The sequence below is a fragment of the Sulfitobacter sediminis genome, assembly GCF_040811725.1.
In the GTDB taxonomy this organism is placed as follows: Bacteria; Pseudomonadota; Alphaproteobacteria; order Rhodobacterales; family Rhodobacteraceae; genus Sulfitobacter; species Sulfitobacter sediminis.
The window spans coordinates 24,864-39,322 of record NZ_JBFNXX010000007.1 but is presented as its reverse complement, the minus strand read 5'-3'; the positions used below and the strand labels follow the sequence as shown (position 1 = coordinate 39,322).

The following is a 14,459-nucleotide window of genomic DNA, read 5'->3' as shown; positions in this document are numbered from 1 at the left end:
GATCAGCCCGCTGCGACCTTTGGTCAGGCCACTGGAACCGATACCGTGCGCCCCTAGTTTCCCCGCCATGCAAGAGAACACACAAACCCCGATGATGCGCCTGATCTCGCTGGCCCTGGGCAGCATGCGCACCCCGCCCGGCAGGCGGCGCATCCTGATCGCCTATAGCTACGGCATCCTCTGTCACACGATCTTTGCCGCAGCCGTCATCGCCATGATCGTCGCGATGTTTTTCGGGATGAGCGAGAGTTTCGGGGCGGTGCCTTATCCCTGGGCGACCCTCGCCAACATTGCCTTGGTTCTGCAGTTCCCGGTCGTCCATTCCCTTCTGCTGACGCGCCGGGGAGGGAAGTTCCTGGGCGGGCTTGCCCCGGCCGGGCATGGTGGGACGCTCGCCACGACCACCTTCGCCATCGTCGCCTCTGTTCAGTTGCTCGCGCTCTTCGCGCTGTGGACACCCAGTGGCATCGTCTGGTGGCGCGCGGAAGGTGCGGCCTATTACATTATCTGTGCTGCCTATGCGGCATCCTGGCTGATGCTGATCAAGGCGAGCTATGATGCGGGGGCGGAGGTCCAATCGGGCGCGTTGGGCTGGATGTCGCTGGCGCAGGATGCCAAGCCCAAGTTTCCCGACATGCCGACAAAAGGGCTTTTTCGCTTCATCCGTCAGCCGATCTACGTGGCCTTTGCGCTGACACTCTGGACGGTGCCTGTCTGGACGCCTGACCAACTGGCGCTGGCCGTCACGCTGACTGCCTATTGCCTGATCGCGCCCAAGCTGAAAGAACGCCGTTTTGCAGCGCGCTACGGCGACCGGTTCGAGGTTTACAAGCGTCAGGTGCCCTACGCGGTGCCGATGCGGGGAATGAGATACGATGACTGAGACGAAACGCAACGACCTGAGCATCTACGACGATTTCGCCGCGCAGTGGTGGTCGGACGATGTGCGATGGGTACGGACACTCAAGAACATGGTGCCGGGACGGCTGAAATGGTTCGACCGCCATATCGACTGGGAGGGCAAGGCGGTGCTCGACCTCGGTTGCGCGGGCGGTTTCATGGCCGAGGCGCTGGCGGAGCGTGGCGCGCGCGTGACGGGCATCGACCCGGCCGCCGAGGCGATCAGGGCCGCGCAAGCGCACGCCGCCCAGGGCGGCAAGGAAATCCGCTATGACGTGGGCGTGGGCGAAGCGCTCCCTTATGACGATGGCGCCTTCGACGCCGTCGTTTGCGTGGACGTGCTGGAGCATGTCTCGGACCTCGACAAGGTCCTCTCCGAAGTCGCGCGGGTGCTGAAACCCGGTGGTCTGTTCCTCTACGACACGATCAACCGCAACTTGATTGCGCGGCTTGCCGTGATCACGGTGGCCGAGGATGTTCTGCGGCTGCTGCCCAAGGGCACCCACGATCCGGAGATGTTCATCAAGCCCGCGGAACTGATTTCTGCGATGGAGCGGGCGGGGCTGGAACCGGGGGTGCAAACAGGGTTGGGACCGCGGGGTGTAAACGGCCGGATTGATTTCACTTTCGGTCCTCTGCCGCTGAAGTCCGTCATCTACATGGGCGTCGCCCGGCGCACATAGCGCTGTCGTACCGGGGGAATGGATATGGTCCGCCGAGGTTGAGACAACTCATGTGGGCGGTCAAATCTGTGTCGTGCTGTCCGATCAGGGCGCGCTGGACACATCTTCTATCTGCCTGCCCCGCTGGACAAATTCCCCGGTCATGCCGGGAAAAGCTACAGAAAACGAAATTTTTCCTTGTTTTTGAAAATTGTCGCGCGGAAACTTTGGTGTAGCAATGTAAACTTTAGCGCCCGACGATCCGAAGGACCGCCAGAAAGAGACCGGCCAGCACCAGATGACCAACCCCAAGATCAGGAACATGGAGGATTTTGCCGCCATCAGCGGGCTCTCCCGTCCGACCGTGTCCAAGTATTTCCACGACCCCAGCAGCGTCCGCCCCAGCACCCGCGCGCGGATCGAGGCGGCGCTCGAGGAATACGACTACCGTCCCAACATCTTTGCGATGAACCAGAACCGCAAGCTGACCAAGAACGTCGGCATCGTGGTGCCCTACCTGGCGGACCCTTTCTTTGCCGAGATCGTGCGGGTGATCGAGCGGCGCTGTGTCGATGCGGGGCTGTCGCCCTTTCTCTTCAACTCCCAGGGCGAACCGGAATACGAAACGGCGATCCTCGACACGTTGCGCTCGCTCAAACCGGCGGGCGTTCTGTTTGCACCGCTGGGTCGGCAATCCGACAAATCCGCGATCGAGAGCTTCTGCCGTGACGTGCCCACCGTCCTTTTTGACAGCAACATCGAAGGGCTGGGCGAGGCCTTCGTCGGTTCAGACAACCGCAGTTTTGTCTCCCAAACCGTTGAATATCTGACGCGCACCGGCGAACCGCCCTGCTTTTTCGAGATGAAGACGCCCGCCAACCCCAACGCGAACAAGCGGCGGCTGGCCTATATCGATATGATGGACCGGCTGGGCTTTGAGCCGCGGATCGTGGCCATCAGCGGCAGCGGCTGGGCCTTTGAGGAAATCGGCAAACAGGGGGCGCTCAAGGCGCTGCAGGAGGGGACCCTGGGGACCAACACGGTGCTCTGTTCCAATGACCGCCTTGCCATCGGCTTTTTGTCCGCCGCCTATGAAATGGGCCTCAAGGTCGGGCGTGGTGCCGATTGCGCGTTGCGCGTGGCCTCCCATGACGATCATCCCTTTTCGCGCTTTACCTGCCCGTCGCTGACCACCGCCGCCCATGACTACGGCGCCGTTTCGGACGAGGTGGTCGCAACCCTTTTCCGCCTCATCGAGAGCGGCGGCAGGCTGGAGAGGCGCACGGAAACGCTCTTCCCGGCCCGGTTGATCATGCGGGATTCGGCCTGAGAAGATATTCGCCATTAAACTTTACGCGCGTAAAGAAACTTGTTGACGCGACGACAGATTGGCATTTACGCTACCTGACACAACATCCAACTTAGGGAGGATTCGGATGTCTTTGAGGAACGCACTTCGTGCGGCCACCGCGGTTGCCACGATCACCGCTTCTGGCGCACTCGCCGAAACGATCACCATCGCGACCGTCAACAACGGCGACATGATCCGCATGCAGGGCTACACCGATGACTTCACGGCCAAGACCGGCCACGAGGTCGAGTGGGTCACGCTCGAGGAGAACGTGCTGCGCCAGCGTGTGACCACGGACATCACCACCAAGGGTGGCCAGTTCGACATCATGACCATCGGCATGTACGAAACCCCCATCTGGGGCGCGAACGGCTGGCTGGTCCCGCTTGACGACCTGTCGGCAGAATACGATGCCGACGACATCCTGCCCGCCATGCGCAATGGTCTGAGCCACGAGGGCACGCTTTACGCCGCACCTTTCTACGGCGAAAGCTCGATGATCATGTACCGCACCGACCTGATGGAAAAGGCCGGTCTGACGATGCCCGATGCCCCGACCTGGGAATTCATTCGCGAGGCCGCTGCGGCCATGGATGATCCGGCAAACGATATCAACGGCATCTGCTTGCGCGGCAAGGCAGGCTGGGGCGAGGGCGGTGCCTTTATCACCGTAACCGCCAACTCCTTCGGCGCGCGCTGGTTCGATGAGGACTGGACCGCCCAGTTCGATCAGCCCGAGTGGAAAGAGGCGCTGACCTTCTTCTCGACCCTGATGAACGACTATGGCCCCGAGGGCTATGCCACCAACGGCTTCAACGAGAACCTGTCGCTTTTCCAGCAGGGCAAGTGCGGCATGTGGATCGACGCCACCGTGGCGGCGTCCTTCGTGACAAACCCCAACGATTCGACCGTGGCCGACAAGGTCGGCTTTGCGCTCGCCCCCAACAAGGACGGTGTCGCGAAGCGCTCCAATTGGCTCTGGGCATGGGCGCTGGCAATTCCCGCCGGTACCCAGAAGGAAGCCGCGGCCAAGCAGTTCATCGAATGGGCCACCTCGAAGGACTACATCGAGCTGGTCGCGGCCAAGGAAGGCTGGGCCAACGTGCCCCCGGGTGCCCGCTCCTCGCTCTACGAGACGCCCGAGTACCAGGAAGTGCCCTTCGCCAAGATGACGCTCGACTCCATCAATGCGGCTGATCCGACCAACCCGACGGTCAAGCCGGTGCCATATGTCGGCATCCAGTTCGTCGCCATCCCTGAATTCGCGGGCATCGCGACCGAGGTGAGCCAGGAGTTCTCGGCGGTCTACGCGGGCCAGCAGTCGGTAGACGAAGCGCTTGAAAAGGCGCAGGCGATCACCACCGACGCCATGGAAGCCGCAGGCTACTAAGGCAACGTTTCCCAAGGGGCGGCAGCGCCCGCCCCTTGGATTTTTCCCGATTTTCTTGCACACTCAACACCCCTAGCCGACGCCTCTGCCGCGTCCACAGGAAAGGTGCATCCCATGGCCACCAAAGCTTCACGCTCCGCCGCCCGCCTGATGATGGCCCCCGCTGTCGTGCTGCTGCTGGGCTGGATGTTGGTCCCCCTGATCATGACGCTGTGGTTTTCCTTCCGGAAATACCTGCCGCTTCGGGGCGGTGATCTCGGCTGGGCGGGCTTTGACAACTACGTGCGCTTCGTTACCTCGTCGTCCTTCTGGCCTGCCGTCTCGGCGACGCTGATCATCGTCGGCGGTGTCCTTGTCATCACCGTCTGTCTCGGCAGCCTGCTTGCGATCCTGCTGGATCAGCCGATGTGGGGGCAGGGGGTCGTGCGCATCCTCGTCATTGCACCCTTCTTCGTGATGCCCACCGTTTCGGCGCTCGTGTGGAAGAACATGTTCATGGACCCGGTGAATGGCATTCTGGCGCACCTCTGGCGCTTTTTCGGGGCCGACCCGGTGTCCTGGCTCTCCGAAGCTTCCATGGCCTCGATCATCATGATTGTCAGCTGGCAATGGCTGCCCTTCGCGACGCTCATCCTGCTGACCGCGATCCAGTCGCTCGACAGCGAACAACTTGAAGCCGCCGAGATGGACGGCGCGCCGGTGCTCAAGCGGTTCTGGTTCATCATCCTGCCGCATCTTTCTCGCGCGATCACGATCGTGATCCTGATCCAGACGATTTTCCTTCTGTCGATCTTCGCCGAGATTTTCGTGACCACCGGCGGTGCCTTTGGCACACGGACGCTGACCTACCTGATCTTCCAGCGGGTGCTGGAAAGCCAGAACGTGGGCCTCGGGTCGGCAGGCGGGGTCTATGCGATCATCCTGGCCAATATCGTCGCCATCTTCCTGATGCGGATCGTGGGGAAGAACCTCGATGCCTAGAGACACAAATTTCTTCGAAGAAATTTGCCCGGAAAATTCGAATTTTCCGGCGCCAAGCGGAGAGGACTAGACCATGGCCCGCGCCGTCACAACGCAACGCAAGACGCTCAACACCGTCCTGGCCTGGGCCGTTGGCCTCTTGATCTTCTTCCCGATCCTCTGGACGATCCTGACCTCCTTCAAGACCGAGGCACAGGCGATCAACGATCCGCCGCTGTTCCTCTTCTTCGACTGGACGCTCGAAAATTATGCCATCGTTCAGGAGCGCTCCAACTACATGCGTTTCCTGTGGAACTCCGTCATCATCGCGGGCGGCTCCACCCTTCTGGGCATCATCGTCGCCGTCCCCGCCGCCTGGTCCATGGCCTTTGTCCCTTCAAAGCGGACCAAGGATATCCTGCTGTGGATGCTCTCGACCAAGATGCTGCCTGCCGTGGGCGTGCTTTACCCGATCTACCTGATCTGCATCCAGCTTGGCGTACTCGACAATCGGGCGGCACTGGTGGTGATCCTGATGCTGATCAACCTGCCGATCATCGTCTGGATGCTCTATACCTACTTCCGCGAAATTCCCGGCGAGATCCTCGAAGCCGCCCGGATGGACGGGGCGACGCTGAAAGAGGAAATCCTCTACATCCTCACCCCCATGGCGATCCCCGGCATCGCCTCCACGGTGCTTCTGAACTTCATCCTCGCCTGGAACGAGGCCTTCTGGACACTCAACCTCACGGCGGTCGACGCGGCCCCCCTGACGGCCTTCATCGCCAGCTACTCCAGCCCCGAGGGCCTCTTTTTTGCCAAGCTCAGCGCGGCCTCGACCATGGCCATCGCCCCGATCCTCATCCTTGGCTGGTTCAGCCAGAAACAACTCGTCCGTGGCCTGACCTTCGGCGCGGTGAAATAGGAACCTGACCCATGGGACGCATCACACTCGACAAGGTGACGAAATCATTCGGCGAAGTGGAAGTCATTCCACCGCTGGACCTGACCATCGAGGACGGCGAATTCACCGTCTTCGTCGGCCCCTCAGGCTGCGGCAAGTCCACGCTACTGCGCCTGATCGCGGGCCTTGAGGATGTGACCAGCGGCCAGATCCGCATCGACGGAAATGACGCCACCAACGTCCCGCCCGCCAAGCGCGGCCTTGCCATGGTGTTCCAGTCCTACGCGCTTTATCCGCATATGTCGGTGCGCAAGAACATCGCCTTCCCCCTGCGCATGGCCAAGATGGCCCAGTCCGAGATCGACAGGCGGGTCGAAGCGGCGGCAAGCGTGCTGAACCTGACCGATTATCTCGACCGCCGCCCCGGCCAGCTTTCCGGCGGTCAGCGCCAGCGCGTCGCCATCGGCCGCGCCATCGTGCGCGAGCCGGCTGCCTTTCTCTTTGACGAACCGCTCTCGAACCTCGATGCGGCGCTGCGGGTGGGCATGCGGCTGGAAATCTCCGAACTCCACGAGCGTCTGCAAACCACGATGATCTACGTCACCCACGACCAGGTCGAGGCGATGACCATGGCCGACAAGATCGTCGTGCTGCGCGCGGGTCATATCGAGCAGGTGGGCTCGCCGCTGGAGCTTTACCGCGAGCCGCGCAATCTTTTCGTGGCGGGGTTCATCGGCTCACCCCGCATGAACTTCATCGAAGGGGACGAAGCCGCTAAACACGGCGCCCATACCATCGGCATCCGCCCCGAACATATCGATGTCTCGGCGGACAAGGGTCTGTGGAGCGGCAAGGTCAGCGTGTCCGAACACCTCGGTTCTGACACCTTCTTCCATATCCACGACACGGGACTCGCGGAAACCATCACGGTCCGCGCCGATGGCGAGGTCGGGTTCGACCACGGCGACAAGGTCTTTCTGACCCCGCGCGACTATGTGATGCACCGCTTCGACGAGAACGGGCTGCGCATCGCATGACCCGCCTCGCAGGGAAAACCGCGCTCATCACCGGGGCGGCCCGGGGCATCGGTCTGGCCTTCGCCAAGGCCTATGTGGCCGAGGCCGCGCGGGTGGCAATCGCCGACATCAACATCGACCGCGCGCAAGAAGCCGCCGCCGAAATCGGCGCGGCCGCCATCGCGGTCGAGATGGATGTGACCGATCAGGCCAGCATCGACGCGGGCGTTGCGGCCACGGTAGAGGCTTTCGGCCAGATCGACATCCTGATCAACAACGCCGCGCTGTTCACCGCCGCTCCGATCGTCGAGATCGACCGCGCGGATTACCAACGGGTTTTCGACATCAACGTCGCGGGCACTCTCTTCACCTTACAGGCCGTCGCCCAGCATATGATCGAACGCGGCATCAGGGGCCGCATCATCAACATGGCCAGTCAGGCGGGCAGGCGGGGCGAACCGCTGGTCGCCGTCTATTGCGCCACCAAGGCGGCGGTCATCAGCCTCACGCAATCCGCGGGCCTGAACCTGATCGAACATGGCATCAACGTGAACGCCATCGCTCCGGGCGTGGTGGACGGTGAGCATTGGGACGGTGTCGATGCCTTCTTTGCAAAGTACGAGAACAAGGCACCAGGACAGAAGAAGAAAGAAGTCGCCGCGGGCGTCCCCTTCGGTCGCATGGGCAAACCGGAGGACCTCACCGGCATGGCCGTTTTCCTTGCCAGCGACGAGGCGGAATACATCGTGGCGCAATGCTACAACGTGGACGGCGGGCAATGGATGAGCTGATGGCAGACGGTGGTTCCAATCCGGGGCGGGTGCCCCTGCGCGCCGATGCGCTGGGCCAGTTGCCCGAGGGCGTCGTGCGTCCCGTTTACGACCGTGGCAAGCTTACCCCCGGCATCGTCCATATCGGCTTGGGCAATTTCCACCGTGCCCATCAGGCGTGGTACATCCACCGGCTGATGCAGCAAGGCAAGGCAATGGACTGGGCGATCATCGGCGCGGGCGTCCGCCCCGCCGACGCCGCCCAACGTGACCGCTTGCTGGCGCAGGACTGCCTGACGACGCTGATCGAGCTTGACCCCACCGGCAAATCCGCTGAGGTCACAGGCGCCATGATCGACTTCCTGCCAGTCGAGCCCGACAACGCGGCCCTCATCGCCCAAATGGCCGACACCGCGATCCGCATCGTGTCGCTGACCGTGACCGAGGGCGGCTATTACCGGGACCCGGCAACGGGCGGCTTCGACGCCACGCACCCCGACATGCTGCATGACGCAGCCCATCCCGACACCCCCCGCACCGCCTTCGGCGCGATGATCGCTGCCCTGCGCAAGCGTCGCGACGCGGGGCAGGGGCCCTTCACAGGCCAAAGCTGCGACAACCTGCAAGGCAACGGCGACGTGCTGCGCCAGACCGTTGTTTCGCTCGCCCGGCTCTCCGACCCGGAACTCGCCGCATGGATCGACAGCGAATGCACCTTCCCGAACGCCATGGTTGATTGCATCGTCCCGGCGACCGGCCCTTCCGAGATTGCCCTCGCGCGCGGCTTCGGCATCGGCGACGCCGCACCTGTCACCCACGAAAACTTCCGCCAATGGGTGATGGAGGACGATTTCTGCGCGGGCAGGCCACCCTGGGAAGACGTGGGTGTGACCTTTACGGACGACGTCCACGCCTTCGAGACGATGAAGATCCGGATCCTGAACGGCGGTCATCAGGTCATCGCGGTGCCTGCCGAAATCCTCGGCCTTGCCACCATCGCCGATGCCATGGCCCATCCGCTGATCCGCGCTTTCCTGCGCAAGGTCGTCACGGACGAGATCGCGCCCCACGTGGCCCCCGTTCCGGGAAAGACCCCTCAGGCCTATCTCGACCTCATCGACCGGCGCTTTTCCAACCCCGAGATCAGGGACACCACCCGCCGCGTCGCTTTCGACGGCTCCAGCCGGCAGCCCGGCTTTCTCTTCCCCTCGATCCGCGCCTGTCTGGCCAGTGGCATCGCACCCTCCGGCCTCGCGCTGGCCTCCGCGCTCTGGGCCCGCTACTGCCTCGGTATCCGCGAGGACGGCAGCACGGTCGAACCGAACGACCCGAACTGGGATATGCTTCGGCAGACCGCTCGGCAGGCGCGGGACAATCCCGTTGCGTGGCTTGCGCTGCAAAGCGTCTACGGCGATCTGGGCAGTGAACCCGCTTTCGCCGATCTCTTCGCCGACTGGCTACGCGCGCTTCACGCCGATGGCGTCGAAGCGACGCTCAAGCGTTACCTCGGTCAGTAGTGCAATGATCCTCTGCTGCGGCGAAGCCCTGATCGACATGATCCCCGTCGATCTGCCCGACGGCGGTCAGGCCTTCCGCCCCCTGCCGGGTGGCGCGGTCTTCAACACCGCCATCGCCCTCGGGCGGCTCGGGACCGAGGTGGCGCTTTTCTCCGGCGTGTCCAACGACGCCTTCGGTACCCTGCTGGCCGACACGCTGGCCGCAAACCGGGTCTCCACCGACTTCCTTGTCCGCTCGAACCACTTGACAACCCTCGCCATCGTCCACCTGCAGGACGGCAGTGCGAGCTATTCCTTCTACGACGAGAACTCCGCTGGCCGCGCCCTGACCAACGCCGACCTGCCCAGCCTTCCCGACAGTGTCTCAGCGCTCTACTTCGGCGGCATCAGCCTCGTCGAGGAACCTGCTGCCGACACCTACGCCACCTTTTTGGCGGACGCGCACCGAGATCGCCTCACCATCCTCGACCCCAACGTCCGCCCCGGCTTCATCCGGGACGAGGTCGCCTACCGCACGCGCATAGCGCGGATGATCGCCCAGAGCGATATTGTGAAGGTCTCGGACGAGGACCTGCGCTGGCTCGAACCCGGCCCCGACACGCTCACCACCAAGGCCCGGGCCCTACGGGGCAGGGGCCCCATGGTCGTCGTCGTCACCGAAGGGGCCAAGGGGGCCACGGCCTACCTACAGGACACCAGCATCTCGGTCCCCGCACCCAAGGCAAAGGTCGTCGATACGGTCGGCGCGGGCGATACCTTTAACGCGGGCTTTCTTGCGGGCTTGCGGGAGCAGGGCTGCCTTGCGAAAAAGGCGCTTGCCGAGGCCCCGGCAGACGCCATCCGCCGCGCCCTCACACTGGGCGCGCGGGTCGCGGCGGTCACCGTCTCACGGGCCGGGGCCAACCCGCCCTGGGCCAGCGAAATCGAACCGTAAGCTCTTCAAAGGCAAGCCCCATGCCCCTCGACCTGCCGCAGGATATCGTCACCGCCATCGCCAGGGCCGCCGAGGGCCGCGAAAGGATCGTCGTCGCCATCGCGGGACCCCCGGGCGCGGGCAAGTCCACGGTTTCCGAGGCGCTTGCTAGGGCACTCGACGGGGCGGCCGTGCTGCCCATGGACGGCTTTCACCTCGACAACGACACACTCCGCGACATGGGCCTGCTGCACCGCAAGGGCGCGCCGCAGACCTTCGACACCAAGGGGCTTCACGCGCTGCTGCAACGGATCAGGCAGGGCGGCGACGTGCCGGTCCCCACCTTCGACCGCGCCGCCGATGCGGTGGTCCCGGATGGTGCGGTGATCCCGGCGGCCGCCAGGATCGTGCTGGTCGAGGGGAACTATCTCCTGCTCGATGCCCCCGGTTGGCGCGACCTTCATCCCTTCTGGGACCTCACCGTCGCCATCGAGGTCCCTCGCGCGGAGTTGGAGAAACGTCTGATCCAACGCTGGCTCGACCACGGCCTTTCGCCCGAGGATGCCCGGCGCCGCGCCGAGGGCAATGACCTGCCCAACGCCGACACCGTGCGGACGGGTTCCATCACGCCGGACCTTGTGTTCAGACAGGACTGACCAAAGCAGCTCTCAGAATGTTTCCACCCAAGGCCGCACCGCCACCTCGTTCGACCAAGCGCTGCGGTCCTGTTCGATCAGGTGCCGATAGGTGCGCGCAATCGCCTCGGGCCGCAGCATGGATCCGGGTCTGTCAGCAGGCTCGCTCCGACCGAGGTTCAGGATCCCACCGTCAATGTTGATCCACGCCACGTGAATGCCTTTGGGATGCAACTCTCGCGCCATGCTCTCGGCCAGCCCCCGCTGGGCGAATTTCCCCATGGCGAAGGGGGCAGACTGCGGAAATCCCTTCACGCCCGCCGAGGCCCCGGTGAACAGGATCGTCCCCCGCACACCATCCACCGGCTCCGCCTCCAGCATCCGCCGCGCCGCGTGCTTGCCGGTCAGGAACGCCCCGATCGCCGTGATTTCCACAGCCCGCCGCACATCGCCTGCATCAAGCTCCGCCACCGGTCCGCGCACCCGCGAGGACGGGTTGTAGACTGCCACGCGCGGCGGCGCGGGCAGATCGTCGAAAAGCGCCGCAACCGCCGCCTCATCGGTGCCATCCAGCAGAACGGTGCGCGCCGGTCTCCCCGGCAACCGCCTGCATCTTGTCCGCCGTGCGCGCGGCCAGCGTGAGCGCGTGATCGGCGGCAAGCTCGCGCGCGAGTGCGGCGGAAAGCCCGTCGCCTACGCCAATGATAACGGCCTGCGGTTTGTCCATCCCTCGTCCTTTCCGCAACAAAACTGTTACATCCGAATGTGATATGCCAAGACTATACCGGGCCCGGCGCATTTCCAACAATGCAGGCCAAGATCAGGCAGTCACATCGCATCCGTGCCAGAAGGAGAAACCGCATGACAGTCTACGCGCTGAACGGATTGGGCCGCATCGGAAAACTGGCGCTGAGACCGCTCTTGGAACGCGGTGCGCGGATCGCCTGGATGAACGACGCTGTGGGTGATCCGGCCATGCACGCGCATCTGCTGGAGTTCGACACAGTCCACGGACGCTGGCCCGCGCAATTCGCCTCGGACGCCGAGTCAGTTACCATCGACGGCACCCGCATTCCCTTCATCGGCACCCGCGACCTCTCGGACTTGCCGCTTGATGGTGTCGACGTGGTGATCGATTGCGCCGGTGCCTTCAAGACCGGGTCCAAACTCGCCCCCTATTTCGACGCGGGCGTGAAGAAGGTCGTCGTCTCCGCCCCGGTCAAGGATGGCGACGCGGCCAACATCGTCTACGGCGTGAACCACGACATCTACGACGCCGCCCGCCACCGCATCGTGACGGCGGCAAGCTGCACCACCAATTGCCTTGCCCCCGTGGTCAAGGTCATTCACGAAAACCTCGGCATCCGCCACGGCTCCATCACCACGATCCACGATGTCACCAACACCCAGACCATTGTGGACCGTCCTGCCAAGGACCTGCGCCGCGCGCGCTCGGCGCTCAATTCACTGATCCCCACCACGACGGGCAGCGCCACGGCGATCACGCTGATCTACCCCGAACTCAAGGGCCGCCTGAACGGCCACGCCGTCCGGGTGCCCCTGCTTAATGCCTCGCTCACCGATTGCGTTATCGAGGTGGAGCGCGAGACAACCGCCGAAGAGGTCAACGCGCTCTTCAAGACGGCCGCTGAGGGCCCCCTCAAGGGTATCCTCGGCTACGAGGAACGCCCGCTCGTCTCCGCCGACTACACTAACGACGAACGCTCCAGCATCGTCGACGCCCCTTCGACCATGGTCGTCAACGGCACGCAGGTGAAGGTCTATGCCTGGTATGACAACGAGATGGGCTATGCGCATCGCCTCGTCGATGTAGCACTCATGGTCGGAAACTCCCTGTGACCCAAACCGCCGCCCGCCCCGAAGGACTATCAGCCTACATCGCCGTCACGGCGGCCTACTGGGCCTTCATGCTGACCGACGGCGCGCTGCGGATGCTGGTGCTTTTGCACTTCCACACGCTGGGCTTCAGCCCCGTCCAGCTGGCCTATCTCTTCGTCCTCTACGAGTTGGCGGGCATGGTCACGAACTTGACCGCCGGATGGATCGCCGCGCGCTTTGGCCTCACATCGACCCTCTACGCGGGGCTTGGCCTGCAAGTGCTGGCCCTGCTGGCGCTGGCCCAGCTTGACCCCGCTTGGGCCGTGGGCATCTCGGTCGCCTATGTCATGGTGGTGCAGGGGGCCAGCGGCGTGGCCAAGGACCTTGCCAAGATGTCCTCGAAATCCGCCGTGAAACTGCTCGCCCCTGCTGAGGACGGCGGCCTCTTTCGCTGGGTGGCACTGCTCACCGGCTCAAAGAACGCGGTCAAGGGCCTCGGCTTCCTGTTGGGTGCTGCGTTGCTGGCGACGCTCGGCTTCACTTGGGCTGTGTTCGCCATGGCCGGAGTGCTTGCCACGATCCTCGCATCCACGATCCTTGCCATGCCTCCCGGCCTGCCGCGTGGCCGCAAGGGGGCGAAATTCTCCGAGGTCTTCTCGAAATCCGCCAACGTCAACTGGCTCTCTGCCGCGCGCGTCTTCCTTTTCGGTGCGCGCGACGTCTGGTTCGTCGTGGGCATCCCGATCTATTTCTACGCCGTCCTGTCCGATGGCAGCACGGCAGGCAGCCGCGCCGCCTTCTTCATGATCGGCACCTTCATGGCGCTCTGGATCATCCTCTACGGCGCCGTGCAGGCCAGCGCCCCCCGCCTGCTGCGCGCCAGCACGAGGCCCGAGGAAGACCTCATTGCCGCCACCCGCCAATGGGCCTGGATTTTGGCCGCCGTCCCCGCCGTTCTCACCGTGGCAGCACTGAGCGCCGCAGGGCCGCAGACATGGCTCACCGCCACACTCGTCGCCGGGCTGCTGATCTTCGGCGGCATCTTCGCGGTGAACTCGGCGCTCCACTCCTACCTGATCCTCGCCTTCACGAGGGCCGAGCGGGTGACGATGGACGTGGGCTTCTACTACATGGCCAATGCCGCAGGCCGTCTCTGCGGCACGCTCCTGTCGGGCCTCACCTACCAATTGGGCGGCCTCGCTCTGATGCTCGGCACGGCCACCGCCATGGTTGCCGTGTCCGCACTTGCCGCAGGGCGGTTGCACGCGCAAGACACGCAGACGCCCTAGACAAAGCTATTTCCGCGCCACCAGTATCCGCGCCCCGTCGGGACCGGCCTCCTCGGCATGCTGCACATTGGCCGCCAGAACACAGGTCTGCCCTGGCAGATACGCAGGCGCACCTTCGGCCGTGTTCAGAATGAACTGACCGTCGAGCACGTAAACGAAGGAAATCTGGTCATGCACATGTGTATCGCTGCGCGAGGAAGGGGCAAAGCTGACCTCTTTCGGCGCACCGTAGCCCTGTTCTTATGCGGTGGTTTCAAACTCTTCCCGTGTCATCAGCTGTTTCTTTCGTCGTAGCGGAATGGGGCAGCGCGAA

At 63.8% G+C, this 14,459-nt stretch carries 17 protein-coding genes; 13 read left to right on the top strand and 4 right to left on the bottom strand.

Annotation, left to right across the window (positions count from 1 at the left end; translation table 11 throughout):
- Positions 1-67: 67 nt before the first annotated feature.
- Both AB2B41_RS10980 and ubiG read left to right on the top strand, forming a co-directional pair.
- A complete protein-coding gene (locus tag AB2B41_RS10980) occupies positions 68-883 on the top strand; it encodes a methyltransferase family protein (protein ID WP_367877838.1) in 816 nt (271 codons plus the stop codon).
- A complete protein-coding gene (gene ubiG / locus AB2B41_RS10975; RefSeq protein WP_367877837.1) occupies positions 876-1,583 on the top strand; it encodes a bifunctional 2-polyprenyl-6-hydroxyphenol methylase/3-demethylubiquinol 3-O-methyltransferase UbiG in 708 nt (235 codons plus the stop codon). The genes AB2B41_RS10980 and ubiG overlap by 8 nt, the downstream gene beginning before the upstream one ends.
- Before the next feature lie 84 nt (positions 1,584-1,667).
- Here ubiG and AB2B41_RS10970 read toward each other — a convergent pair whose 3' ends face one another.
- On the bottom strand, positions 1,668-1,886 hold the full coding sequence (locus AB2B41_RS10970) for a hypothetical protein (RefSeq protein WP_367877836.1): 219 nt from the start codon (positions 1,884-1,886) through the stop codon (positions 1,668-1,670).
- On the opposite strand from AB2B41_RS10970, the gene AB2B41_RS10965 reads away from it, so the two are divergent.
- The 9 genes from AB2B41_RS10965 to AB2B41_RS10925 all read left to right on the top strand — a co-directional run bounded on the left by AB2B41_RS10965 (position 1,861) and on the right by AB2B41_RS10925 (position 11,039).
- A complete protein-coding gene (locus tag AB2B41_RS10965; protein ID WP_367877835.1) occupies positions 1,861-2,892 on the top strand; it encodes a LacI family DNA-binding transcriptional regulator in 1,032 nt (343 codons plus the stop codon). The two genes, AB2B41_RS10970 and AB2B41_RS10965, sit on opposite strands and share 26 nt — an antisense overlap.
- Before the next feature lie 106 nt (positions 2,893-2,998).
- On the top strand, positions 2,999-4,303 hold the full coding sequence (locus tag AB2B41_RS10960; RefSeq protein WP_367877834.1) for an ABC transporter substrate-binding protein: 1,305 nt from the start codon (positions 2,999-3,001) through the stop codon (positions 4,301-4,303).
- A gap of 114 nt (positions 4,304-4,417) precedes the next feature.
- Positions 4,418-5,284, top strand: a complete 867-nt coding sequence (locus AB2B41_RS10955; RefSeq protein ID WP_367877833.1) for a carbohydrate ABC transporter permease — start codon at positions 4,418-4,420, stop codon at positions 5,282-5,284.
- Positions 5,285-5,357: 73 nt separating this feature from the next.
- Entirely contained in the window at positions 5,358-6,188 is an 831-nt protein-coding gene (locus tag AB2B41_RS10950; RefSeq protein ID WP_367877832.1) for a carbohydrate ABC transporter permease, read from the top strand.
- An 11-nt stretch (positions 6,189-6,199) separates the two neighbouring features.
- Complete coding sequence (locus AB2B41_RS10945; protein ID WP_367877831.1) at positions 6,200-7,204, top strand: ABC transporter ATP-binding protein; 1,005 nt, start codon at positions 6,200-6,202, stop codon at positions 7,202-7,204.
- Positions 7,201-7,974, top strand: a complete 774-nt coding sequence (locus AB2B41_RS10940) for an L-iditol 2-dehydrogenase (RefSeq protein WP_367877830.1) — start codon at positions 7,201-7,203, stop codon at positions 7,972-7,974. Before AB2B41_RS10945 ends, AB2B41_RS10940 begins: the two co-directional genes overlap by 4 nt.
- A complete protein-coding gene (locus AB2B41_RS10935; protein ID WP_367877829.1) occupies positions 7,974-9,470 on the top strand; it encodes a mannitol dehydrogenase family protein in 1,497 nt (498 codons plus the stop codon). The genes AB2B41_RS10940 and AB2B41_RS10935 overlap by 1 nt, the downstream gene beginning before the upstream one ends.
- Before the next feature lie 4 nt (positions 9,471-9,474).
- Positions 9,475-10,404, top strand: coding sequence for a carbohydrate kinase family protein (locus AB2B41_RS10930; RefSeq protein ID WP_367877828.1), 930 nt, complete (start codon positions 9,475-9,477; stop codon positions 10,402-10,404).
- 20 nt (positions 10,405-10,424) lie between these two features.
- Positions 10,425-11,039, top strand: coding sequence for a nucleoside/nucleotide kinase family protein (locus AB2B41_RS10925; protein ID WP_367877827.1), 615 nt, complete (start codon positions 10,425-10,427; stop codon positions 11,037-11,039).
- 12 nt (positions 11,040-11,051) lie between these two features.
- Here AB2B41_RS10925 and AB2B41_RS10920 read toward each other — a convergent pair whose 3' ends face one another.
- Together AB2B41_RS10920 and AB2B41_RS10915 are read right to left on the bottom strand one after the other, a co-directional pair.
- The gene (locus AB2B41_RS10920; RefSeq protein WP_367877826.1) at positions 11,052-11,621 is read right to left on the bottom strand and encodes an SDR family NAD(P)-dependent oxidoreductase; all 570 of its coding nucleotides are present in this window, start codon (positions 11,619-11,621) and stop codon (positions 11,052-11,054) included.
- A complete protein-coding gene (locus tag AB2B41_RS10915; RefSeq protein ID WP_367877825.1) occupies positions 11,575-11,745 on the bottom strand; it encodes a hypothetical protein in 171 nt (56 codons plus the stop codon). The genes AB2B41_RS10920 and AB2B41_RS10915 overlap by 47 nt, the downstream gene beginning before the upstream one ends.
- 134 nt (positions 11,746-11,879) lie before the next feature.
- Between AB2B41_RS10915 and AB2B41_RS10910 the strand changes: the two genes are divergently transcribed.
- A complete protein-coding gene (locus AB2B41_RS10910) occupies positions 11,880-12,878 on the top strand; it encodes an ArsJ-associated glyceraldehyde-3-phosphate dehydrogenase (RefSeq protein WP_367877824.1) in 999 nt (332 codons plus the stop codon).
- On the top strand, positions 12,875-14,146 hold the full coding sequence (gene arsJ / locus AB2B41_RS10905) for an organoarsenical effux MFS transporter ArsJ (protein ID WP_367877823.1): 1,272 nt from the start codon (positions 12,875-12,877) through the stop codon (positions 14,144-14,146). The genes AB2B41_RS10910 and arsJ overlap by 4 nt, the downstream gene beginning before the upstream one ends.
- A gap of 6 nt (positions 14,147-14,152) precedes the next feature.
- On the opposite strand, the gene AB2B41_RS10900 is transcribed toward arsJ, so the two are convergent.
- Positions 14,153-14,323, bottom strand: coding sequence for a hypothetical protein (locus AB2B41_RS10900; RefSeq protein ID WP_367877822.1), 171 nt, complete (start codon positions 14,321-14,323; stop codon positions 14,153-14,155).
- Positions 14,324-14,459: the final 136 nt, after the last annotated feature.